The 23,856-nt window shown below is 49.4% G+C and carries 22 protein-coding genes; 15 read left to right on the top strand and 7 right to left on the bottom strand.

What is annotated here, in order from left to right; genetic code table 11:
- Positions 1-140: 140 nt before the first annotated feature.
- Complete coding sequence (locus tag GVJ32_RS14925; RefSeq protein WP_159240883.1) at positions 141-587, top strand: YaiI/YqxD family protein; 447 nt, start codon at positions 141-143, stop codon at positions 585-587.
- Between the two features lie 4 nt (positions 588-591).
- On the opposite strand, the gene GVJ32_RS14920 is transcribed toward GVJ32_RS14925, so the two are convergent.
- Entirely contained in the window at positions 592-1,215 is a 624-nt protein-coding gene (locus GVJ32_RS14920; RefSeq protein WP_159240882.1) for a hypothetical protein, read from the bottom strand.
- Positions 1,216-1,289: 74 nt separating this feature from the next.
- Positions 1,290-1,874 carry a hypothetical protein gene (locus tag GVJ32_RS14915; RefSeq protein WP_159240881.1) on the bottom strand — a complete coding sequence of 195 codons (585 nt, stop codon included), beginning with the start codon at positions 1,872-1,874 and terminating at the stop codon, positions 1,290-1,292.
- Positions 1,875-2,084: 210 nt separating this feature from the next.
- On the opposite strand from GVJ32_RS14915, the gene GVJ32_RS14910 reads away from it, so the two are divergent.
- On the top strand, positions 2,085-4,118 hold the full coding sequence (locus tag GVJ32_RS14910) for an alpha/beta hydrolase family protein (RefSeq protein ID WP_159240880.1): 2,034 nt from the start codon (positions 2,085-2,087) through the stop codon (positions 4,116-4,118).
- Between the two features lie 58 nt (positions 4,119-4,176).
- On the opposite strand, the gene minE is transcribed toward GVJ32_RS14910, so the two are convergent.
- The 4 genes from minE to GVJ32_RS14890 all read right to left on the bottom strand — a co-directional run bounded on the left by minE (position 4,177) and on the right by GVJ32_RS14890 (position 6,981).
- Entirely contained in the window at positions 4,177-4,431 is a 255-nt protein-coding gene (gene minE, locus GVJ32_RS14905; protein ID WP_159240879.1) for a cell division topological specificity factor MinE, read from the bottom strand.
- Positions 4,428-5,243, bottom strand: a complete 816-nt coding sequence (gene minD / locus GVJ32_RS14900) for a septum site-determining protein MinD (protein WP_159240878.1) — start codon at positions 5,241-5,243, stop codon at positions 4,428-4,430. The genes minE and minD overlap by 4 nt, the downstream gene beginning before the upstream one ends.
- Positions 5,244-5,298: 55 nt before the next feature.
- Positions 5,299-6,069, bottom strand: coding sequence for a septum site-determining protein MinC (gene minC / locus GVJ32_RS14895; protein WP_159240877.1), 771 nt, complete (start codon positions 6,067-6,069; stop codon positions 5,299-5,301).
- Between the two features lie 180 nt (positions 6,070-6,249).
- Complete coding sequence (locus GVJ32_RS14890; protein WP_159240876.1) at positions 6,250-6,981, bottom strand: 4'-phosphopantetheinyl transferase family protein; 732 nt, start codon at positions 6,979-6,981, stop codon at positions 6,250-6,252.
- Between the two features lie 275 nt (positions 6,982-7,256).
- On the opposite strand from GVJ32_RS14890, the gene GVJ32_RS14885 reads away from it, so the two are divergent.
- The 6 genes from GVJ32_RS14885 (at position 7,257) to GVJ32_RS14860 (ending at position 16,403) form a co-directional block, all read left to right on the top strand.
- Complete coding sequence (locus tag GVJ32_RS14885; RefSeq protein ID WP_159240875.1) at positions 7,257-8,270, top strand: DUF2804 domain-containing protein; 1,014 nt, start codon at positions 7,257-7,259, stop codon at positions 8,268-8,270.
- A gap of 25 nt (positions 8,271-8,295) precedes the next feature.
- Positions 8,296-10,302: a S8 family serine peptidase gene (locus GVJ32_RS14880; protein WP_159240874.1), complete on the top strand. Its 2,007-nt coding sequence runs from the start codon at positions 8,296-8,298 to the stop codon at positions 10,300-10,302.
- Positions 10,303-10,794: 492 nt separating this feature from the next.
- Positions 10,795-11,472 carry a c-type cytochrome gene (locus tag GVJ32_RS14875; RefSeq protein WP_159240873.1) on the top strand — a complete coding sequence of 226 codons (678 nt, stop codon included), beginning with the start codon at positions 10,795-10,797 and terminating at the stop codon, positions 11,470-11,472.
- Between the two features lie 2 nt (positions 11,473-11,474).
- Positions 11,475-12,632 carry a cytochrome-c peroxidase gene (locus tag GVJ32_RS14870; protein ID WP_159240872.1) on the top strand — a complete coding sequence of 386 codons (1,158 nt, stop codon included), beginning with the start codon at positions 11,475-11,477 and terminating at the stop codon, positions 12,630-12,632.
- A 33-nt stretch (positions 12,633-12,665) separates the two neighbouring features.
- Positions 12,666-14,060 (top strand): parallel beta-helix domain-containing protein, encoded by a 1,395-nt coding sequence (locus GVJ32_RS14865; protein ID WP_159240871.1) that lies wholly within the window; start codon positions 12,666-12,668, stop codon positions 14,058-14,060.
- A 72-nt stretch (positions 14,061-14,132) separates the two neighbouring features.
- The gene (locus GVJ32_RS14860) at positions 14,133-16,403 is read left to right on the top strand and encodes a TonB-dependent receptor (protein WP_159240870.1); all 2,271 of its coding nucleotides are present in this window, start codon (positions 14,133-14,135) and stop codon (positions 16,401-16,403) included.
- A gap of 61 nt (positions 16,404-16,464) precedes the next feature.
- Here GVJ32_RS14860 and GVJ32_RS14855 read toward each other — a convergent pair whose 3' ends face one another.
- On the bottom strand, positions 16,465-17,115 hold the full coding sequence (locus GVJ32_RS14855) for a TetR/AcrR family transcriptional regulator (protein WP_159240869.1): 651 nt from the start codon (positions 17,113-17,115) through the stop codon (positions 16,465-16,467).
- Positions 17,116-17,207: 92 nt separating this feature from the next.
- On the opposite strand from GVJ32_RS14855, the gene GVJ32_RS14850 reads away from it, so the two are divergent.
- The 7 genes from GVJ32_RS14850 to GVJ32_RS14820 all read left to right on the top strand — a co-directional run bounded on the left by GVJ32_RS14850 (position 17,208) and on the right by GVJ32_RS14820 (position 23,848).
- Positions 17,208-18,674: a flavin-containing monooxygenase gene (locus GVJ32_RS14850; RefSeq protein ID WP_159240868.1), complete on the top strand. Its 1,467-nt coding sequence runs from the start codon at positions 17,208-17,210 to the stop codon at positions 18,672-18,674.
- A 10-nt stretch (positions 18,675-18,684) separates the two neighbouring features.
- Positions 18,685-19,551 carry an SDR family NAD(P)-dependent oxidoreductase gene (locus tag GVJ32_RS14845; RefSeq protein ID WP_159240867.1) on the top strand — a complete coding sequence of 289 codons (867 nt, stop codon included), beginning with the start codon at positions 18,685-18,687 and terminating at the stop codon, positions 19,549-19,551.
- Positions 19,548-20,486, top strand: a complete 939-nt coding sequence (locus GVJ32_RS14840; RefSeq protein WP_159240866.1) for an alpha/beta fold hydrolase — start codon at positions 19,548-19,550, stop codon at positions 20,484-20,486. Before GVJ32_RS14845 ends, GVJ32_RS14840 begins: the two co-directional genes overlap by 4 nt.
- A 30-nt stretch (positions 20,487-20,516) precedes the next feature.
- Positions 20,517-21,335, top strand: coding sequence for an SDR family NAD(P)-dependent oxidoreductase (locus GVJ32_RS14835; protein WP_159240865.1), 819 nt, complete (start codon positions 20,517-20,519; stop codon positions 21,333-21,335).
- Positions 21,336-21,586: 251 nt separating this feature from the next.
- Positions 21,587-21,841, top strand: coding sequence for a type II toxin-antitoxin system Phd/YefM family antitoxin (locus GVJ32_RS14830; protein ID WP_159240864.1), 255 nt, complete (start codon positions 21,587-21,589; stop codon positions 21,839-21,841).
- Entirely contained in the window at positions 21,834-22,100 is a 267-nt protein-coding gene (locus GVJ32_RS14825) for a Txe/YoeB family addiction module toxin (RefSeq protein WP_159240863.1), read from the top strand. Before GVJ32_RS14830 ends, GVJ32_RS14825 begins: the two co-directional genes overlap by 8 nt.
- A gap of 203 nt (positions 22,101-22,303) precedes the next feature.
- Positions 22,304-23,848, top strand: a complete 1,545-nt coding sequence (locus GVJ32_RS14820) for a purple acid phosphatase family protein (protein ID WP_159240862.1) — start codon at positions 22,304-22,306, stop codon at positions 23,846-23,848.
- Positions 23,849-23,856: the final 8 nt, after the last annotated feature.

The following is a 23,856-nucleotide window of genomic DNA, read 5'->3' as shown; positions in this document are numbered from 1 at the left end:
CCTAGGCGAGTTGGTGGGGTGGCTGATATTCGTACTTTCCCTAGGGCGAGAATTGAGGGATTAGAGCGTAGCGCTAAGTATTTAGCATCCCTTACAGATACAATGTAGGTTTGAAGCGTGGCGAGAATGGTGGGGCGGCGGTGACGATTTGGGTAGATGCGGACGCGTGTCCGGTGGTGGTAAGGGAAATTCTGTTTAAGGCGGCAACACGTACCAAGGTGACGTTGACCCTCATCGCAAATCAAATGTTGCGTGTGCCGCCCTTGCCGAATATCACTGCGGTACAGGTGAGCAGTGGTTTTGATGTGGCAGATAATGAAATTGTACGTAGGGCAATGCAGGGTGATTTGGTGATTACCAGCGACATTCCTTTGGCGGCAGAGGTAATAGCGAAGGGTGCGTTGGCCCTGAGCCCACGAGGAGAGTTGCTGACTGCCGACAATGTGCGAGGGAGGCTGATGATGCGTGATTTTATGGATACCATGCGCTCGTCGGGGGTACATAGCGGCGGCGCAGCGGCTTATAGCTCGGCAGACAAGCAGGCTTTTGCAAATCAGCTAGATCGCTATTTAGCGCGGCAACACTAAAACCTTACTTCAGTGGCTCTATAAAGCAACCGTATTCCTTGTCTAATTCAATACTAAACCGTGAGCGCTCCGGCGTGGCGTTGACGATATAACGCTTAAAGCCAGGCAGAATTTTGATGGAGTTTATTTCGCTATTGACTGCCAGCGGAATATCTAAAGTGCTGTCTAGCAAGCGATTGTATTTGCGAGCTTTAACCGTACCAGTCTGCAGGCCTTGATGAAAGCAGTCCAATGCGGCTATATAGTTTGTAGTTTGTTTGTCGTTAAATTCTTTGTCGTCAGTGGCTTTATCGGTATCAATCGTTGTGTCGCGATATTTAATGCGTCTTCCTTCATTGCTTTCGCAACTGACTTCGCTGGCTGCATTTCCCATTACGCAATTAACCATACGGTAGTAAGTGAAGTATTCGTCTTGCTCGTGGGCATTCAACTTTATGCTGCGTGTTCCTGGCCCACTTTCGCAGCTAGCAATGGTTTGTTTGGTGGCGTCGCTACCATAATTTTTGACGAGTTGCGTAACGGCGGTGCTGAGCAGTTTTTCATTAAAAATGTAGGTGTCTTCACAGTCGGCGGCGAAGCTGAGAGTTGGCAGAATCAATATCAGTGCGAGAATAAAACGAGAATACATAAACGGCTCTTTGATTAGGATTTTACATTGCAATGTTGGACAGCAGATATTAACGAATGATCAACGGCTATGTCTTATGTGGTCGCTACGCTACGTCGGCGTACCAGCAGTAATACTATCAATAATAGGCAGCTTATCCCAACGGCAAGTGGGAATAACACGGTAGCGAGGGAGTAGTGGCTTAGTGCGATAATCACCAAGCCGTTGCGCACTGTGAAAAGGGCGAAGAAGCTGAGATTTTCTTCAAAGGGGTGTAGATACGCTTTGCGCAAGGTAGGCCCAAAGCCGAGTAAATCTACCGTGGTGAGAATAATGACGGCAATGCTGGGGTCTGCTGCAAAATACCACGCTGGTAGCGACGACAGCGCTAGTAATAAAAACAGCCAGTCGCTTTTGGTGATGGTGACATCTGCTTTATGGCGATAGGCAAGTGCCGCAATATATAAGGTAATCGCGCCAGAAACGCCAATAGCAATCACCCCACGCCCGCCTTCGGCACTTAGCTGAGCAAAGAAAACCACACTCGTCGTTAGCCCCCAAATAATCCAGGAGAATACATGGGGCCTCGTCGTCCCTTTATTAATGGCGTGAATATACGGCGCAAAACCGATAAAAGTGAGCGCGACGGCTAGCAGGCTGAAGATATCTTTGATCGACATGGCATAGGTCATGGGGGTAAGTTTATCCGCGTAGTAATATTGCCATTATCGCAACGTAAAATTCTCCCCAAGGTAGTCGTCGTGCTTACGCGAAGGCGTCTCCCACAAAGAGTTATTTGAGTATCAACTTTGGTTGCGTGATCATAAAGTGTATCCTCGAATATTGGCTTATGGCCATCGGTTTTTCGAGTAGCGAAGAGGTGTTGGGGCGTGTTTTTAGATTCATGGATGATGAAAAATAAATTTTTACTAGCTGGCTTGTTATTCTTTTTATCCTTTGCGGCCTATGCTCAGGAGGTCGCGAGCAGGGGCGCCGTTACCGCCGCGCCATATCAGCTGCCAGACCTGCGCCGTTACGGTCATTTACCCACAATTGATATCACTGCTCTCTCGGAGTCTGGCAAACAGTTGGCGATGGTTGCATCAGTGGATGACCGACGTTTATTAGTGGTAGGTGAAGCTGGAAAAACCCTCAGGCTAAAAATTGGTTTGGGTGATATTAAAGCGCGAGACCTGTATTGGGCGGGGGAGCGCTACGTCATATTAATCACTAGCTCCACTCAGAACTTGGGGATGGTCTACGGTTATAAATACGAATTTCAGAATATTGCCGTTATCGATACCAAAACCAAAGACGTGTTTTGGCCCTTGGCGAAATCTAGCAAGGTGCTAAACGCGGCATTTGGCTTGTATATGCCGATCAAGTCAGATGATGGGTGGCTGCAGTGTGTAAATACTTTGCCGCTTAAGACAAGTATGCGCTCGGGTTCTGTGTGGATCTCTGGTTTTGAAATTGAGGTACGCTGTATTGATCTAGATTCCCGTAAATTGAAATTATTGGCCGCGGGGCGTAAAGATGGCAGTGGCTGGGCAGTGGGTGCCGGGCCTAAGATCATTGCACGGGAAACCCACGATAATGTGCGTACTGATTGGGAGCTATACGCTGGTAAGCGGGGTGACCGGCTATATAAATCTAAAGATCCATTTGGGAGAAATAGCGTTATCGGTCAGGGAAGAGCAGAGGGAACAATACTGTTTGTGAGCCACGACAAAAATGGTCTTGGCCACTTACTGGAAATGCCACTAGATGGCAGCGCTGAGCCGCTTGAGTTGTATCCTGATTTGGGGATTGAACGATATATATTTAATGGTGCGACGGGTTTGCTGGCCGGTTTTGTTGTCAGCGGCGATCAGCCGCAATTGCAAATGATAGATGACCATTTAGAAGCGAGGGTCAGGGGGACGCGCAAGGCCTTTCCTAATTTGAATGTACATTTTGAATCTATGACAGACGACCTTGGCCGTATGATTGTACGAACCGATGGCGCAACGGATGCCGGTACATGGTGGCTGGTTGATATCGCCTCTGGCGACGCAGTTGAAATTGGTTGGCGCTACCCTGGGATTAAAGCGGATCAAATCGGGCCGGTGAAAATGTGGCATTACAAGGCTGCTGATGGCTTGGATATTCCCGCAGTGTTGACCCTGCCGCCACACCGTGGCGCCAAGAATTTACCGTTAGTGGTGTTGCCCCACGGTGGCCCAGAAGCGCGAGACTACCCTCAGTTTGATTGGTTGGCGCAGGCCTTTGCAAGCCGTGGATACGCTGTTTTGCAACCTAACTTTAGAGGCTCGAAAGGTTACGGAAACAAATTCCGCAATGCAGGTTTCGGTGAGTGGGGACGTAAAATGCAAACCGACCTTTCAGACGGCCTAGCCGCCTTGGCGGCAGAGGGCGTGATTGACCCTAATCGAGCATGTATTGTGGGCGGCAGTTACGGTGGCTATGCGGCGCTGGCAGGAGTGACGGTTCAGCAGGGTATTTACCGCTGCGCAGTGGCGATTGCGCCGGTGACAGATCTAAGCTTATTTTTACGTGATAAAGAATTTGATAGGAAGCGTAATTCATTGCGCTATTGGAGAGAATTTATGGGTGTAACGGGGACGGGTGATGACAGTCTGGACGAAATTTCACCCTATGTGTTGGCGAAGCGTGCCGACGCGCCCATTATGTTAATTCACGGCAGCGACGATACCGTTGTAGAGATAGTGCAAAGTGAACGCATGGCGAAGAAATTACGCTCAGCTAAAAAGCCCTATGAATTTATAGAAATTGATGGTGCCGACCACTTTTTGTCACGAGAAAGCACACGTCAGCGCGTGTTGGCAGAGTCGATGCGATTTGTGTTGGAGAATAATCCACCGGAAATCGACGCAATGCGCGACTGGCCTATTGAGAAGTGATACCTAGATTTGAGTGCAATGAAAAAGGCCGAAGACACTGTCTTCGGCCTATACCAGATTAGGCGCGCTCGGGTAGGGTGATATTCAGTTCTAGTACTGAGCAGTTACCGTTATTGTCGAGCTGAACTTCAACTTGATCCTGATCGACGTCAACGTATTTCCGAATAACTTCTAATAATTCTTGCTGTAGCTTCGGCAAATAGTCTGGTTTGTTTCGTTGATTGCGTTCGTGAGCCACAATAATTTGCAGGCGTTCTTTTGCAATCGATGCGGTGTCTTTTTTAGCAGTGCGGAAATAATCGAAGATGCTCATGCGCTCCTCCGAAACAGGCGTTGAAACAGTCCTTTCTGCTCTACGCTCATAAACCGGTGCTCAACTTCTTCGCCTAGCAGGCGACTAACTGCGTCGGAGTAGGCTTGGCCTGCTGGGCTTTCGGTGTCGTGAATGACCGGAATACCTTGGTTAGACGCCTTGAGTACCGTTTCTGACTCAGGGATAACGCCAAGCAGTTTAGTGGCAAGAATTTCTTCCACGTCGGTCACGCCGAGCATTTCACCTTTGGCAACGCGCTCGGGGTTGTAACGCGTAAGCAGCAAGCATTCTTCAACTCGTTCGCCTTTTTCAGCGCGGCGTGATTTGCTTTGGAGTATGCCCAGTATGCGGTCAGAATCGCGTACCGAAGACACCTCTGGGTTGGCAACCACAATGGCCAAGTCCGCAAAGTACATTGCCATAAAGGCGCCGTGTTCAATGCCGGCGGGTGAGTCACAAATAATGTACTCAAAACCATCGGCAGCTAGTTCATTTAAAATGCGTTCTACACCCTCTACGGTGAGTGCATCTTTATCACGGGTTTGTGAGGCCGGTAAAATATAGAGATTCTCTGCGCGCTTATCTTTAATTAAGGCCTGACGAAGATTGGCTTCACCATTAATGACGTTAACAAAGTCATACACCACACGGCGTTCGCAGTTCATGATGATGTCTAGGTTACGCAAGCCAATATCAAAATCGATAACGACGGTTTTATGGCCGCGCATGGCGATGCCGCTACTAATGGCGGCGCTGGTAGTGGTTTTACCCACACCGCCTTTTCCTGAGGTGACTACAATTATTTTGGCCAAGGCTCTAATCCTTTTTTGGTCGTGGTGCGTGTTAATGAATGTGGTTCAGTCTGCTTTAGACGAGCGGTGTAATGTAGAGAGTTTGCTCGTCGAGGCTTGCCTGAACAGCGGCTTTCCAATGGTTGTTGCGAAGGTCTTCATCTACTTTAAAGTTTCCAGCGATAGAAACCAGCTCGGCCTCTAAACTCTGGCAAAAAATACGGGCTGAGGTGTCGCCGCGAACGCCGGCTAGTGCACGACCGCGCAGTGCGCCGTAGATATGGATATTGCCGTCGGCGAGGACTTCAGCACCCGCAGATACCGAGGCCATGATAATGAGGTCGCCGCCAGGGGCGTAAACTTGCTGGCCTGAGCGAATCGGCGTGGTCACAATGCGGCTGGGGCTATGGCTAAACTCGGCGGGCTGCTCTGTGACCGGTACTGCTGTTTGCGGGGCTTCTTCTGCTACCGGAGCTTGCTCTTCTGGCGCGGCTTTTACTCGGCCAACGGGCATAATAGCTAAATCAAGAAGTTTGGCTTGGGCCTGCAGCGCGGTATTGCTATTACGTAAGGCCACCGGCAGTAGGCCGTGGGACTTACAGATCGCGACTAGCTCGCTTAGTGGCAACGCGCCAATATCGCCATTAAATTCTTCAAAACTGAGTACGACCGGCGTTTGTTGGAAAAAGACCGGGGCCTCGGCGGCTTTGCTTTGTAGCTGCTGCTCAAATTCCGCGCAATTATAATGTGCAATTTCTAATAGTGTGAGGGGGAATAAGCCTCCTTTCAGGCGAAAAGCGACGGATGCTGCAGAGGATTTACTGTCTACGGATTTTAAAAGTGGCAAGCTACTTTCCTAACATTGGAGTGGTGACAAGGCCGCGCTGAATAGTGTTTACGCTGCGCGGTTCGTCGCTGAAAATCTGAAGTAAAAACTATTGGGGCTTAGAGTAAGGGATCGCCACGATTGTTCAACTGTTTTTCACGTTCTTCGTACTCTGATTGGCCATAATGGGCAATTGCGCGCTTATTTTTGCATAGCGGGCAATATTAAGCAGGTTTGGACCCGTTGCTCGTTGATCTGGTAGCGAAGTGTCAGCAGGTTTCTATCATTGTGTAGTACCCACAAAGCGGGGTCGAAACGAAAGCTAAATGTGTTGGCCGCGGTGTCGATACTGTGTAGTTTTGCGGCGTTAAAACCAAAATATTGCTGTATGCGGGGGTAAAGTGCTTTGTAAATGGCCTCTTTGGCAGAAAAACACAGGCTTAGGCCCAATGCTGGCGAAAGATTATTTTGGGAAATTAAGCGCGCTTCAGCGCTGTCGATAATCCGCGATTGCAGGCGTTCCGCTCGTTCCTCATTCAGAATGTCTTGGGCGTCGATACCAATGGCGGAAATGTCAGCTTTATTGGCGGTAATACAGGCTGCGTAGTTATTGGTGTGGGTAATGCTTCCCACTAGCGTACTTGGCCACAGCGGGCAACGGTTGGCATCGGCAATGAGTTTGACGTTGTGTATGTCGTGGCTTGCCATTGCCTTGGCGGCTAAATAACGTCCGGCGAAATACTCAGCTTGGCGCTTGCGACTGGCTTTAACCATTGCTGGAGGGCAGTACACCGAATGCTGGTCGTAAAGTGCAGGTTCAAACTGAAAGTTGTTGAAGTTTGCACTCACTAACACCGCAGGGGCGTAGCATTGGCGGTCGTGATCGGTTTGCATAAAATCGTCAAGGCTGGCGGCTGGTGTGGTGTCAGTCATGCTTTCTCTACCGCTATACGAATGAATTTGCGCAGCGCTTGGCGCAGCAAAACGCGACTAAGTGTGCCTTAGGGTAATGTGTGTCGCAATGTTTGTTGGGTCACATCTTTGGTTTTGATCGTTTGACCCCGTCTTTGTGTTGTCACAGAATGCGAACACTTGTTTACCAATGTGTAGGCCTATGTGCGGTTATAGTCAGAAGTTGGTGCCGGAGACGGCGCCACCACAGGGCAAAATAATTAGCGTGCAAAGGTTGAAATAATGAGAGCAGTGATATGGATCACAAAGCGACCTTAATTGGCCCAGACGGCCAGCCGACGTTTGGTCTATTTGAGCAGGGCGTGGCGCAGATCAATTATTTGGACTATGACCTGCGCTCACCAATGGATCGTAAATTAGGCGGCCTTGCTAAGCGCTTTAAATTTAATCAATTTCAATTTGTCGCCCTAGTTAGCCCACAGCTCATTGTGGGTGTGGCGATTGTCGATTTGAAGTTGGTGAGTAATGCTTTTGTCTATTTATATGATCCGCAAACAAAGGCCTTTGATGAGTATAGTTTTCTGCAGCCATTTGCTCGTAACACCGTAATAGACCAGCGGCCAGATGATGGCGCGGCGTATTTTCGTAGTGGTAAGAATACGATTTCAATCGAGGTAAAAAGCGGGCGTCGGCAGCTTAGGGTGTCGCTGCAATCCGGCGTGCAGATTAGCGCAGATATTGACGAGTCCAGCGCGGCGCCGCTGGCAATATGCAGCCGTGCCGGATATCAGGGCTGGGTGTACACCCGTAAAACCGCAGCCATGTTCTGTGAGGGCAGTGTTGCATGGGCTGGCAAAAGTTATGACTTGCGCGGGATCAAGGCGCTGGCCTCCGTCGACTGGACGGCGGGCTATATGCGTGGCGAAACTTTTTGGAACTGGGGAAGTATGTCGGCCACCTTGGGTGATGGCCGTCGATTGGGGCTAAACCTTGCTGCCGGCGTGAATGAGACTGGTTTTACTGAGAATGCGCTGTGGTTGGACGGCAAGCTTATAAAAATAGATATGGTGAATTTTCAGTTTGATCGCTACCGACCCGACAGCGCGTGGCGTATGCAATCTGCCGATGGCATTGTCGATTTGCAATTTACTCCCATGGGGCGGCGCAAAGAGAAAATTAATGCGTTGCTTATAGCCTCTAATTTTACGCAGCACTTCGGTGTGCTTGAGGGGCAAATTCGCGTGGCCGATGAGCTAATTGCTATCGAAAATTGCTGGGGTTTTGCCGAGGACCACTATGCTCGTTGGTAGCTAAAACATAAAAATAGAGAAATGGTTGGTAGGTTTTGATGACTATTTGTTTGCGCATTTTCCCTTATGTTTGGAAGTCGCGGTGATGGGCTTTAATAGCGGCTGGCTGCATTTTAGGCAGAATTTAAAAATCGAAAATAAGATAACGACATTATTTAAAGGTGGCGAAGGTATGGTGTTAGCGATGCGTGGGCGGATGTTGCTCGGTGGTGTGATGTTGGCGACCTTGTCAGCATGTGGTGGTGGAAGTGGCGGCGGCGTTGCCGAAGCGATAGATAACGACGACCTGCAAGTCACGGCTATAGAGAGTTCGGTGTCTGACGCCCTTAGCGTCGGCGAGCCGATAGAAGGGCAATATATTGTTTTGCTCAATAAATTAGAGATACCACTGTTATCTCTTTTGCCACTGGGAGATGTGATCAACGATCTGCTTGGCAATGTCGGCGGTGTCTTGCTAGGTAGTTTTGAGCATGTATTACGCGGTTTTGTTGCAGAACTTAGCCCTGAGGCAGCGGCGCTACTGGCGCAAAACCCCTTGGTATCATTGGTTGAGCAAGACCGCACGGTCGCCATTGCGGCTACACAAACTGGCGCAACGTGGGGGCTAGACAGAATCGACCAGCCTAACCTGCCCTTAGATGGCAGCTATCAGTACGGCAGCGACGGCAGTGGCGTGCATATATATGTTGTCGATACCGGCTTACGTACCAGTCATCAAGAATTTAGCGGGCGAGTCGGTAACGGCCGAAATTTTGTGTCGAGTGGTTTTTTATTTGGCAGTGTTGATCCTGCCAACGTAGATGACTGCAATGGCCACGGTACCCACGTAGCTGGTACTGCGGCGGGCAGTAAATGGGGTGTGGCAAAAGCGGCGACTGTGCATCCGGTTCGAGTATTGGGCTGTGGCGGGTCAGGCAGTAATTCTGCAGTTATCGCCGGTATTGATTGGCTGGCGGGCAATCACATAAAACCTGCTGTCGCCAATATAAGCCTAGGTGGTAGCGCTAGTACGGCTTTAGATCAGGCAGTTCGCGCCGCGATTTCGGCCGGTGTTACGTTTGTGGTGGCTGCGGGCAACGACAATATTGATGCGTGTTCAGGCTCGCCAAACCGCGTTGGGGAAGCTATTACCGTGGGGGCTATAAGCTCAAACGACAGTCGCGCGTCGTATTCAAATAAAGGTGCTTGTGTCGATATTTTTGCACCCGGTTCGGGAATTACTTCAGCGTGGTATCAGAGCAATAGTGATACCGCCGTGCTTAACGGCACATCGATGGCATCTCCGCATGTCGCCGGCGCAGCCGCATTAATCTTGGGTCAAAATCCTGCGGCTAGTCCCGCTACGGTGGCCGCGCAGCTTGTAAGTGAAGGGGTGGAGGGTAAATTAAGTAGTATTGGTACAGGATCACCAAATTTGCTGCTGCAGGTGTCGGAGTCCAATGGCGGAACGCCAAGTGATTTTCCACCCAGCGCGGCGTTTACCTACAGTTGCGCAGATTTGATCTGCAGTTTTGACGGTTCTAATTCGCGTGATGATAACGGTATTGCAAGCTATCAATGGGACTTTGGTGATGGTGACTCTGCAAGTGGTGTGACGCTGAGCCATGAGTTTGATAGCTCGGGAACGTACACTGTGGCGTTGTCGGTAACAGATACGACAGGTCAGAAAACAGTGAACGTAAATACTGTGAAGGTCACATTGCCGGGCAGTGGTCCTTGTCCTGAGTGTGAGCAGACCAGCGGCACCTTGAGCGGCGCGAATGCCCAGCAATATACGCCTAACAGCGCTGGATTTAGCAGCAGCGGCGGTCAGTTCCGTGGCTTCTTGGAGGGGCCAGACGGTGTCGATTTCGATTTGTATTTGGAAAAATTCGGCGGCTTCCTTTTCCAAAGCTGGTCGGTAGTGGCGGCGGGCGAATCTCTGAGCGCCGATGAGACGATTACTTACAATGGAAGTGCGGGTACATATCGCTGGCGGGTTAAGTCGTATAGCGGCAGTGGTGAGTTTGTACTTTATACTGAAAACCCCTGATATTAATTATGACTTAATATCGGTTTTTATAGAAACGGCACATTTTTGGTGCCGTTTTTTTTGCCTTGATTTTGGTGCGAGGAGGGAGGTGTTGGCGGCATGCGCTATTATAGGTATGTCTCGGAAGTTCGTATTTTCTGTGGCGTCGCGATGATCAGCTGTCAAAAATTAACAAGGCCGTGCACAAGATTGGTGTTGTCATTGACAACATAATAAATTCGCTATTCAATGAGCTAATGACACTTTTGGTGCAAATAATGTGTTTGCGGTAAATGAGTCGAACAACAATAATAATGACGTCAAAATTCGTAAAATTCCGGTAATCTGCCATTTTTAATATATTGCTTAATGTGCTTTTGTTCGATAGGTTACAAAAACATAACCTGCCATTACGGGTGTCTCGCGTTTAAGATACTTAGATGAGCAAGGCGCCGTTGCGGTGATTTTGGGTCTAGAATTTTGATTAAACAGAACAGAAAAAGGATCGTCAGAATGAAACGATTGGTGCTATTGCTAAGTGTAATGCTGGTGGCGTGTAGTAATGATAACGCGCCAGATGTGAGTAGCGAAAAAGCGGCCGCAGAAGCACTACAGGCTTTGCAGCATTCGACGGCGGCAGACGGCAAAGCGCTGTATGCAGCTTGCGCTGCTTGTCATGGTGCTGAGGGCGAGGGCAATGCGGCCTTAAATGCGCCGTCACTGGTCAATCAGCAAGATTGGTATTTAGAGCGCCAGCTACTTGGCTTTAGAAGTGGCCTACGTGGTAACGACCCTAAAGATGGCTACGGCGCACAAATGCAGGTGATCGCAAAAACCTTGCCCGACGACAATGCTGTTAAAGCGGTTGTTGGCCATATCGCTAGTTTTAAAGCCAAGCCCGCAGCTAAAACGCTGGAAGGGAATGTTAAACGAGGTGCTGATTATTACTCGAATTTGTGCGGTGCTTGCCATGGCCCCGCCGCCGAAGGTAATGAGAAGCTTCAAGCGCCAGCCTTGGCCGGCGTCGAGGACTGGTATTTACTGAAACAGTTTAACCACTTCCGCGACGGGCTTCGTGGCGCGGATGAGTCAGATCGTTACGGATATCAAATGGGCATGATGGGCAAGACGCTACCAGACGACGAAATCGCTAAAGACGTGATTGCCTATATCCAATCTTTGGCAGATTAACGATGCAGCGACGATTACGCCCACTGCTGTTGTGGGTAATTGGAATGGCGTTGCCGCTGGCTGCCGATGCTGAATGGCGCTTGAGTGATATTTGTCCTGCAGGATTCCATTCGCGCGACGGTGGCTGTTATTTACAAAGTTTTTACAGTGGCTACGCCTCCTTGCAGGAGTCTGGTGTTGGCGGCTTAAAAACGGGCATGCCGCCATTGCGAGAGGGCTTTACTGCCCAGCAAATCGATCTTGGTCGTCTATTGTTTTTTGATCCCCTGCTGTCGGTAGATGGGGATATGGCTTGTTCATCCTGTCATCAACCTGCGCGGGGTTTTACTGATGGCTTGGCGGGCAGTGTTGGTCGCCACGGTGAGGCCATGCATCGTTCGGCGCCCACGCTGTGGAATGTGGGTTTTTTGCGAGAATTATTTTGGGATGCGCGGGCGAAGTCTTTAGAAGAGCAAATGAAGGGGCCACTATTTTCTCAAGAAGAAATGGCAAATACCCCAGCCCAACTGCTTAAAAGTTTGCAAGACAATGCCAATTATGAGGAATTATTTAAACAGGCCTTTAATGATGAGCCGCTGAGCTTAGGGCAGGTTTACACCGCCTTGGCGGCGTTCCAATCATCGCTGGTGTCTTTAGGTAGCCGCTACGATTTATACGCTAATGGCTTTCACGAGGTACTTACCCAGCCAGAAATTGAGGGCATGAATGTATTTCGATCCTTTGTGGCCCGCTGTGCGGAATGTCATACCCCGCCGGCATTTACCAATCAGCAAATTGCGGTGATTGGTACGCCAGAGCCGGAGGGCGCGGCCTTAGACCCTGGAGTACAAGCCATTACCGGCGACGCCTCGCAGCGCGGTGGCTTTAGAGTGCCGACCCTGAGGAATATAGAATTAACGGCGCCGTATATGCATTCCGGCCGTTTTAAAACCCTGCGAGAAACCGTCGCGTTTTATACCGGCGGACGTGGTCATGCTGTGCCAAAGGGCGAGCATTTGAGTTTGCACTGGCATATCTGGGAGCCGGATCTGACGGATCATGAATTAGATTTATTAGTCGCATTTTTAAAGACCTTAACTGATCAAAGTTTTATGCCGGTTCTACCGGCAAAAGTGCCCTCTGGCTTAACGCCGGTGGCGACCCAAATATTGACGCATTAACCATCCAGACTCTGGACATAAAGGAGCGCAACAATGACAAAAATAATCCCCCTAGGGCTGTTGTGGCTTAGCCTATTAGTGGCCGCGCCGAGTTTGATGGCGGCTGAAATCTCGGTAAAAGACGGCGAATCTATTCAGGGCGCGGTGAATAAAGCCGAGACGGGTGATGTCATTTTGGTTTATCCCGGCACTTATAAAGAAAGTGTGTATGTCGATAAAGACGGCATTACTATTCGCGGTGTTGTTCAGGATGGCGAATGGCCGGTGATGGAAGGCGAGGGCAAGCGCAATGATGCCATCTTGTATTCCGGTAATGATTTTACCGTGGAGTGGTTAACCATCACCCACTATAAAGGCAATGCCATTATGGGGCAGGCCGGCAATAATTTTGTGATTCGCTACAACCGAGTCATCGACACCGGCGTGTACGGAATCTTCCCCCAGTTTGGTAAAAATGGCCTCATTGAATACAACGTATTAAGCGGTATAGAAGACGCAGCGATCTATGTTGGCATGTGTGACAACGTCGATGTTCGTCATAACGAAGTCTTCGATAACGTCGCCGGTATCGAAATTGAAAACACCCGTCACGCCTTGGTCGAGAACAACTATGCCCACGATAATACCGCGGGTTTATTGGTGTTTATTACCCCAGGCCTACCGATCAAAACCACCTTTGATGTCATCCTGCGTAATAACTTTGTAGTGAATAACAACACTGCGAATTTTGGTGCGCCTGGCTCCATTGTTTCAAAGGTTCCGGCAGGTATTGGCATTGTAGTCATGGCTGCGGATGACGTGGTGGTGGAAGGCAATATTGTGTCAGGTAATAAAACCGCCGGTATCGTCGTGACTGATTTGGCGTTTATTACGGATATTTCTAGCGATCCAGAGTCAGAGCCCAATCCAGATCGCATGGTGTTCCTAGACAACTTAATGTTTGATAACGGCGCCGATCCGGTGGCGGACGTAAAGGCGTTGATGCTGACTCAGTTTAGTCGCAGCGGCCCAGACATTCTCGCTAACTTGGGTTCTGCCCAAGAGCCAGATAACTGCATTATTAATCGTGAACGTTACACCAGCTTCGGTGTAAAAAAGTGGAGCGAGTGCGAGCGCAAAGACACGGCAGATATCACAACTATGCGTATTCCGGGTGGCGCTCCGAATGAAGTTGTGACAACAGAGAATCGCACTAAATTACTTTACCAAGGTATATGTGCTGGCTGCCACGCCTACAATATGCGCATGATTGGCCCGCCAACACTAACGGTGCAGGCTTTGTATCGCAATGACCCGCAGGGGATTGCTGACTATATTGCCGCACCGCATAAGGTAAGAACAGATTACCCAGCGATGCCACCACAGGGGCATTTATCACCTGATTTACGCCGTGAAGTCGCTGAATTTATGTTGAACGTCACCAAATAAATTTTATTAAAGCGCCTAATGCGCTGTGTGGTGCATTAGGCGTTTACGAGTGTTTGCGAGAGAGGGGGGGGCATGAAATCCATGAATAGAAATCGCATAGCTTACGCGGTTGGTCTTGCGGTACTAGGCGCACCTTCGGCCTACGCGGCGAAGAACTTGGCGCTAGAGGAGGTGGTGGTTACCGCCCAAAAGCGTGAACAAAGTGCGATGACGGTGCCGGTCACGGTGGACACCTTTACCAATCAGGATTTGGAAAATACCGGCGCTCTGAATATGGAAGATATTCAAGCGTATATCCCAGGCTTGAAGGTAGGTGACGGTGTGCGGGGCGGCGGTACTACCCAATCTTCGTTTGTGATTCGTGGTATCGATAGCTCAAATATCAGTACCGGAGGCGACCCTTCGGTTGCAACTTTTTTAGATGGTGTTTATTTACCGCGTGCTGCGATTACCGTGCCGTTTTCTGATATGGAGCGTGTAGAAGTTTTAAAAGGCCCACAGGGCACCTTGTTTGGTCGCAACGCGGCGGCGGGGGTGGTGAGTTTTATTCCTAATGCGCCAAGCCTTGAAGAGACCGAAGGTTTTGTAATGGCAAAGTTGGGAAGTTACAACTTGTTTCGTGTCGAAGGCATGGGGAATGTCCCGCTTAGTGACACTCTAGCCCTGCGAGTGAATTTGCTGCACAACCAGCGCGATGCGGTTATCGACAATAAAGGTACAGCTAGCCCTGACCCCGGCGAGCAAGATAATCAATTTGCGCGTTTGGCCCTACGCTGGGAAGCCAGCGATAGATTGAGCATGCAGTTCGCCTACGATATTGATCGCGTTGATAATGGCCCGCAGGCGCGTCTTAGTATTAGCGAGAATTTCTCAAATTACCCCGACCCGACAGATCGAAAATTAGAGACCGATGCGATTGGCGGCGGCGAAACCAGAGACATGCAGGGATTTACCGGCAAGCTATGGTATGAGTTAAGCGACGCAACTACCATGACCTTGATCGGCAGTTATCGCGCTTTCGAAACTTATAATTTACAGGACGAAGATGCGACCTCCGATGAGTCGGTCTACGTTGATACCAATAATATTGAAGATTCAGATATCGCCTATTTCGAGATGCAATTTAATGTTGCGCTAGATTGGGTAGACGCGGTATTCGGCGCGAATTACAGCAAGGAAGACACCTACCAGCAAACCGCTTTAACCTTTGGCTATGGCACGGTGCTAGAGCTGGCCTCGGGTATGGCGAGCATTCCTCAAGGTTTACTAAATACCTTGTTGGGCGGTGTGGTGGCAGGCAATTACGTAACCGAAACCATGACCAACGAAGGTGATTTTGAAAGCTACGGCTTTTTTACAGACCTTGATTTTCCCATTACCGACCGCCTGAATGTGATTACCGGTTTACGTTATAGCAACGACAAAAAGTCTTTTAGCTGGGATGCGCCGCTAGCTGATTTTGTAGTCTCACAGGCATTGGGTGAGAACTTCTTTTTTAACTCCGAGGGGCTAGAAACAGCTTCCGAAAGCTGGGATAAAATTACCGGACGTGTCGTTGCAAATTATCAGATCACAGAAGGTGCGATGACATTCTTGAGTTATTCCACCGGTTATAAATCTGGCGGCTATGATTCATTAAATACCGGCACCCGCGAAGCGCCGCTAGACCCAGAAGTGGTGAGCAATTTTGAATTTGGTGTTAAAGGTGATTTTTTCGACACCCGCGTTCGCACCCAAGTCGCCCTATTTAAAATGATTATTGACGATCGGCAAGAAGCCATCGAGTCGCGCACCCCAGAGAGTAATGGCGCGGTGCCGACAGTTATCAATACCGATGAAGATATTCAAGGCATAGAGCTAACGGCTGATTGGTTGGCAAGTGACAATCTGCGCTTCGGCCTTATTTATACCTATCGGGAGCAGGAATCTAGTCGAGAGGCCTACTACAACGCGCAGGGAGAATTTATTGTTGCTGATCAGCTCAATGTGTCGTCGCCACAGGAATACACCCTGACGATGGATTGGTCTCCAGAGATTAATTACGGCTTGTTGTTATTTCATGTTGATTATATTTATGAGGAAAACACCGAGTCGGGTAATGAAGACCATCAAGCATTCTTTAATACCGTTAACGGTTATGGCGACGATACACAATTGCTGAATGCACGGGTGGCGTGGAATACCCCAGGTGGCGGCTATGAAATGGCATTGTGGGGCAAAAATTTACTGGGCAATGATCGGGTGTCGCAACCCGGTGGTTTAACAGGGACTGATATTGGTACCTACCATGTTGGTGTTGTTGACCCATTAACCTATGGTGTGGATTTTAAAGTTATTTTTTAAGCCGCTTTCTTCGGTATGTTTCTTAGGGCTGTAGCGACAAAACCGCAGCCCTATACAGCGCCTAATGCGGGAGCGTGTTGATAAGCCCTCTAATTAAGCGAGCATTGGCGCTCACCAGCATTGCTCTCGGTGAGCGGTAGTCATCCAATAGCCATTGCAGCGCCGACTGACTGATGGCGCCGACCAAAGCAATGCCCGTGATACGGGTTTCCTCTTCTGCGATAGACCAGTTTGGTTGCATGGCTCTACCAAGAACTAATAATAATTCGGCAAACTGCTGAGTGCGGTGGGTGTATAGCGCGTCGATGCGCGGGCTAACGCCTAGTACTTCCAGCCAGCACACACGCGCCATCCGTGAGTTTTCAAATGCACTAAAAAATGCCTCAAGCCCAGCGTCGATTTGGCCAGCTGTTAATTGTTGGTTGGCTGCGGTATTGATGGCGGCCACTACCTCGGCTTGGATTTGGTCTAGCGACTCGGTATAGACCGCCGCTAATAAATCTTCGGTGTCGCTGAAGGTTTTGTAAAAATAGCGATCAGTCAGTCCCGCTTGCTTGCACAGCGTTCTTACTGTGGTGGCACGGTAGCCAACAGTGCCAAAGAGCTCTAAACCGGCATCCATAAAGGTCTGGCGTTGCCGCGACAGCCGTTCGGCTGCGCTTTCGCCCCCGTAGGTTCGCCCTGATGTGTTGTTTTGTTCAATTTTTTGCATATTAGTATTTGACGACAAGTGTCATCAGAAGTAAAGTGATGTCGCTTGTCATCACATAAAAAATTCTAAAGCCCTCACGGGAGAGTTAATACATGCAAACTAGGCAGTGTTATCGGGTTGTCATTATTGGCAGCGGAATTGGCGGTCAGTGCGCGGCAATCCGCCTGCAGGAGCAGGGCATTACGGACATCCGACTTCTCGAACGTCGTGATTTTATGGGTGGCACGTGGTGTCAAAATAGTTACCCCGGTGCAGCGGTAGATGTGCAGTCACCGCTGTATTCAATTTCGTCCGAGCCCCGCGCGTGGTCGCAGATGTTTGTAGAACAGGAAGAGCTACAGCAATACACCAACGACGTGATTGATAAACATGGCTTGCGTGAAAAAACCACGCTAAATGCCAATGTGAAGCAGGTGATCTGGAATGAGGCTGACAAGCGTTGGATTGTAGAGACCGACGCCGCGGGGACGTTTGAGGCGCAAATCTTGATCAATGCCTCTGGCCCGCTGAGCACGCCAGTTATTCCTCACTTTCCCGGTAGCGATACCTTCAAAGGAAAAAGCTTTCACACCAACGGCTGGGATCATTCATACGACTATCACGGTAAACGCGTCGCGATTATTGGCAGTGGAGCAAGTGCCGCGCAGGTTATTCCCGCTATTGCGGGGGATGTCGCCGAGCTGCACGTTTTTCAGCGCAGTCCGCACTGGGTGTTACCACGGCCAGACCGTAAGTTTTCATCTTTCCAGCGTAAGTTGCTTGGTATTAAGCCGTTTTATAAAGCGCTGCGCTGGTCGATTTATTGGGGCCTTGAAACTCGTGTGATCGGTTTTAAGTATTCTAAGCTGATGCTAAATCTCGCTGCCGGACGGGTGGCCTTGAAGCACCTTAAAAAGCAGGTGCCAGACCCAGTACTGCGTGAAAAGCTTACCCCAGATTTCACTATTGGCTGTAAGCGCGTCATTTTATCAAGCACCTTGTATCCTGCCTTGTCTCGGTCCAATGTCAGTTTGCATGACAAGCAAGACGGTATAGCCGCCATAAACGAGGCCGGTATTCTCACCGCGCAGGGGCAGCAAGTTGATGTTGATCTCATTATCTGGTCTACCGGCTATGACGCCACCGATGGCGTGATCTCCTATCCCGTAATGGGCAAAGGCAATAAGCGCCTAGCCAATGTTTGGGAGGAATTTCCACGGGCTTACCTCGGTACGACGATTCCCAGTTTTCCCAACCTCTTTATCGTCACCGGGCCAAATACCGGCATTGGTCACACCTCGGCGATTTTTGTTATTGAGTCGCAAATTAAATACATCACTAACAGCATTCAGCAGCTTGAAAAATCCGGTAAGCAAGCCATCGAAGTCCGTGCCGACGCCGAAGATGAATACACTCAAATGGTCCACTCTGAAATGGAAAAAACCGTATGGAAAGCGGGCGGATGCACCAGTTGGTATCAAAGCAAAAGTGGCCACGTTATCGCCATGTTCCCCGGCTTCAGCTTTACGTTTCGCAGGCTAGCCAGCCGCTTTAAGACGAAGCACCATTTGTTTAGCTAAGGCCATTAACATGAAGAATTTTAATAATAAGCTCATTGTTATAACGGGGGCTGGTTCGGGTATGGGGCGTGCTTATGCCCTAGAATTTGCGAAGCTAGGTGCAAGGCTGGCACTGAATGACTACGACAGCAAGGGGCTTTCTGAAACCGTTAAGATGGTGCGGAAGAACGGTTCTACCGAAATATACAGTGCTACCTTCGATGTTGCAGATCGCTCGGCAATGGAAACATTTGCTGCCGATGTAAAAAATGCGCTCGGCAATGCTCATGTCATTATAAATAATGCCGGCGTGTCGGGTGATGGCAAACCGGTGTGGGCGACGCCACTCTCTTCAATCGAGCGGGTTATGGGCATCAATTTTTATGGCGTGGTGCACGGCACCCAGGTGTTCTTGCCACAGCTGATCGAGAACGGCGAGGGCGCGGTGGTGAATGTGTCTAGTGTTTTTGGTTTGATCGGCCCACCAAATAACAGTGATTACAGCGCAGCGAAATTTGCCGTGCGCGGCTTTACCGAAGCGTTAATGGTTGAGTTACTCGATAGTCCAATCAGCGTGCACCTTGTGCATCCGGGTGGCATTGCGACCAATATTGCCAATGTGCCTCAGCACCAAGCCTTCTCGGACAAATATCTGTCAACCCCGCCGGAGGCAATTGTGCGCCACGTGATTCGCGGTATACGTCGTGGCACGCCGAAAATTGTATACGGTAAAGACTCATTTAAAACGTGGTTCGGCGCGAACTTTGTACCCCTGCGCCTGCTAAATAAAATTATTTGGTGGGATATGCGCGACGTGATCGACCGCAGCGACTATCCGCTGCAGCCAACTATTAGTAAACCTCTTACTACACCGATTAAAGAAAGGAATGCAGGATGAAGAAGTACCTAATTGTTGCTATCGCGTTGGCTGCTAGTTTCGCCATTTGGGCTGGGGTTACTTACCCGCGTATTGGTGGTGACGTGCTGCACTTGGTTAGCGGTATTGAAACACGTATTTATGGCTTACACCGCGCTGAAGTCGAGATTAGCGATAGCCGCATGATGAGCTGGCAGGGTGGCCCGCAAACGGCCGACGAAACCGTGCTTATGATTCACGGCTATAGCTCAGAAAAAACCGTGTGGATGCGCTTTGCCAGCCATTTCACTGATAAGTATCGGGTCTTGATTCTTGATCTGCCTGGCCACGGCGAAACTGCCTTTGATCCTGCAATAAAATACGACACCGTGAGTCAGGCGCAGCGGGTGGTAGAAGCGATGGACGTATTGGGTATTCAGCGCGCTCATATTGTGGGTAATTCCATGGGCGGTTTCATCAGTGCGCAATTGGCTTTGCATAATCCAGACCGCGTGCAGAGCGCCGTACTGATTGATGCCGCCGGTGTTGTTGCGCCGCAAGAAAGTGACATGGCCAAAATGCTGGCCTCGGGCCGCAACCCTTTTGAAATTCGTAGTCGTGAAGAATTTATTGAATTTTATGGCATGACCATGGCCCAGCCACCGTGGCTGCCAAGAATGATTTTAGACTATATGGCGGATGACTATATTGTTCGTCGCGAGTCACTTACCCGCATATTCAATGACTTCCACAATACCGATTTTTTGGATGAGCATCTGAGTGAAATCCACGTGCCCATACTCATATTATGGGGCGAACGTGATCGTCTGCTGCATATTAGCTCCGCAGCGGTGTGGCAGAGCGGTATACCGAATGCCGAACTCATTACCTATCCAGAGCTTGGTCACATGCCCATGTTAGAAGCGCCGAGTAAGAGCGCAGACGATGTGCTCGCGTTTTTGAATAAACATCATTAAATCCAGCTTCTATCAAATAAGAGATCGGGCATGAAAACATTTAAAGATAAAGTCGCCATCGTGACGGGCGGGGGTGGCGACGGTATTGGTCATCACTTGGTCATGGAGCTTGCGCGTCAAGGTGCCAAAATCGCCTTTTGCGATATCACTAAGTTAAATACCACAGAAGAAAAATTAACGGCGCTGGGCGCAGAGTTTTACAGCGAAACGGTTGATATGGGCAACAAACTGGCTATTAACGCCTTTATCGACAATGTGCTTGCTCGCTTTAGCTGCATCGACCTGCTGATTAATAACGCCGGTATTGCCCTTGGCGACCTCACTTTTGGCGAAGCGAGTGAGCAAGACTTTGAAAAAATTACCAACATCAATTACTGGGGCGTCATTCACACCACCCAGCGTTGTTATCCGCATTTACGGACTCGGCCAGAGGCCGCCATTGTAAATCTTTCAAGCTCACAAGGTATTCTTGCGCTGCCGTATCTCGTGCCGTATTGCACCACCAAATTTGCCGTACGGGGCTTTACCGACAGCCTGCGCGCAGAACATCACATTCGCGGCATCCGCAATGTAACACTACACACAGTACATCCCGGCGCGGTAGCAACCAACATCACCCTCAATGCAGATCATCACAATAGCGGCACCCAACAATTTCACGAAGAATTACAACGTGGAACCCACCCTGCCGATGCAGCAAAGATCATTTTACGTGGCGTACAAAAAAATGTCGCCCGCATATTTATCAGTGACGGCCGTGCGCAAGACATATTGGCAAGGCTGTTACCCACAGCCTCAGTTTATATAATAAAAATGTTGATGCGACTGCGTGGAATTGTAGCTCGTTAGGCAATAGTGTTAATTGTAGCTTCACTCTAAAGTTGGCTACGTAACTGAATTAGCTTGTGATCAGCGGGGGCGACTTTGGCTCGGCAGCGTCGTTTCATATGATCGTTTTACCCAAAACTCGGCCGCCCGATTGCGGCAGCGCAATAGCCATCAACAGTTGCAGGCCGTCATTCCGAATTAGTGCGCTACTTGCACAAATTACCGTACAAGTTATACTTGACCTATTTGCTGTACAAGTAAGGTGATGATCCATGAGAGTTATTAGCTTTTCAGATGCTCGGAGTAAGTTAAAAAGTGTTTTAGATCAGGTGGTTAGTGATGCTGACTACACTATTATTACTCGCCGGGACTCTGAGGATGCGGTTGTAATGTCTTTGGATCAGTTTAATGGTCTTATGGAAACGGTTCATTTACTGAAGAGTCCCGCTAATGCATCCCATCTTTCAAAATCCATTAAACAATATCGGGCTGGTAAAATAAGCCAGCATGAGCTGACTAGTGATTGAAGTACTTTCATGGACTAGAGCGGCATGGTCGGATTACTTGTACTGGCAAACTCAAGACAAGAAAACATTAAAGCGTATCAATAGGCTTATTCAGGATACGCAGCGATCTCCGTTTGAAGGTATTGGCAAGCCTGAGCCTCTAAAGGAAAATTTAGTCGGTTTTTGGTCGCGGCGTATTGATGATAGCAATCGCTTAGTTTATGCGGTGGACGATAATCAGCTTACTGTTATTTCTTGTCGTTACCATTATGAAAAATAGTTTCCTCCGGTAGCTTTGGTTTTCTAAGTCTTAACTCCGCAATACATTGCGTTATCATTCTTAAGTGGCTGTTCCAGTGCCGATATAAACAAGCGCGGAATCTTATGGGGTCATCTACGCAGTATTTTTAGGTTTTCAGTTGTGTCATCATTTCTTAATAGGGTGGGCATAGACTCTGGCGAGCATAAATTCCGGAGTTCTCTATGTCTTTACCTCGCGATCCAACTTCACGCCCGTCTCCTTTACGGCCATTAACACGCCGACGCTTTGTGGCGGGAAGCGTTGCGGGTTTAGCCTTAACTGCCTGTGGGGGCGGGAGCAGTCGTAGTACTGACGGTGCGCTTATTACGCCAGAGCCAATGCCGGAACCTATTCCGCAGCCGGAACCGATGCCCGACACTGAGGTGCTTGGTCCAATGATGCCGCGTGGTTTGCACAGCAGTTTTATGGGAGATAGCCACAGCTCTCGAACAATCACATGGTTTACCGACGGTGGAGATGCGCCGGTATCGTGGCTGGAATTCTCGTCATTTGATGTGGGGCTGGATGAGTTTTCGATTCAAGACGACGCCTTTGAGTTTAGCGTTGAGGCGAGCACATCTGAAACGACGGGTATCGACAGTTTTACGCATCGCGCTAGTGCCGTGGGTATCGACCCTGACCGTCCCTTGCGTTACCGAGTTGGTTCTGACGAGGGCGGCTGGTCAGCGGTTTACGTTGTGATGCCAAGCCCGCGTGATGAGTGGAGCTTTATTCACTTTGGCGACCACGGCATTGGCGAACTCCCGAAATTAGTAACGGAAGAAGTGATGCGGACGCCGGCGGATTTACTGATGTTGGCGGGGGATTTGTCGTATGCCAATGGCGATCAGCAAATATGGGATGTGTGGTTTGAGCAAATGCAGCCGCTATTGGCACGTCGTCTTACCATGGCGGCGCCAGGAAATCATGAGGAAAAAGACTTTGGCGGCGAGACCTTTAAAAATCGTTTTAGCCATCCGCCCAAACCTTTAACGTCTTCGTTTGGGCCTAACGATCCGGGTAGCACCTTTTATTCCTTCGATTTTAATCGCGTGCACTTTTTGGTGACTACCGCTGGTGCCTTAATCGGCGATGGTACGCTGCCAGAAGAGCTTCTGAATATTGAGGTTGATCTTGCCAATGCCGCTTTTCGTCGTCTACGTGGTGAAATAGATTTTATTATTGTGATGCAGCATTTCACGATATGGACTGATCAGCTTGATCGTAGTCCGGCGAATTTCACGCTGGTGGCTTTAGAAGAAAATATATTCCTTCGCTACGGTGTGGATCTTGTTATTGTTGGTCATGATCACATCTACCAGCGTTCGGCGCCGATGTTCTTGGGACTTCCAAATCCGCTGGGCTATGTGCAAATGATGGTGGGCACTGGAGGTGCGTCGATTCGTTTATTGGATGATGACGGCACCCAAATTTGGTCAGAGGCGAGTTTTGTCGGGATTGGCTTTGCCCATTACAAAGTGAGTAAAGGCAAAATTAAAATCGATTATATCGGCGCGCCACCGCTGGATATGTCCGATGCTGGTCGTGAATACAGCGAAGGTATTTTTGAGATTATTGATAGCGTTGAAATAAATGCTAAGTCGCTGTTAGCCTGCAGCCAATGCGCGATGCCTGCCCGGGGACCTGAAGTGCTGCTGCAAAATTTTGAAGCCATCGCCGCCCACACCCACGATAGAAACCGCCGCGCCTTTCGGCACTGCGGTTAATGTCGGAT

The sequence above is a fragment of the Zhongshania aliphaticivorans genome, from assembly GCF_902705855.1.
In the GTDB taxonomy this organism is placed as follows: domain Bacteria; phylum Pseudomonadota; class Gammaproteobacteria; order Pseudomonadales; family Spongiibacteraceae; genus Spongiibacter; species Spongiibacter aliphaticivorans_B.
Note: the sequence above shows the minus strand (reverse complement) of the source record. Positions and strands in the feature narration are given on the sequence as shown.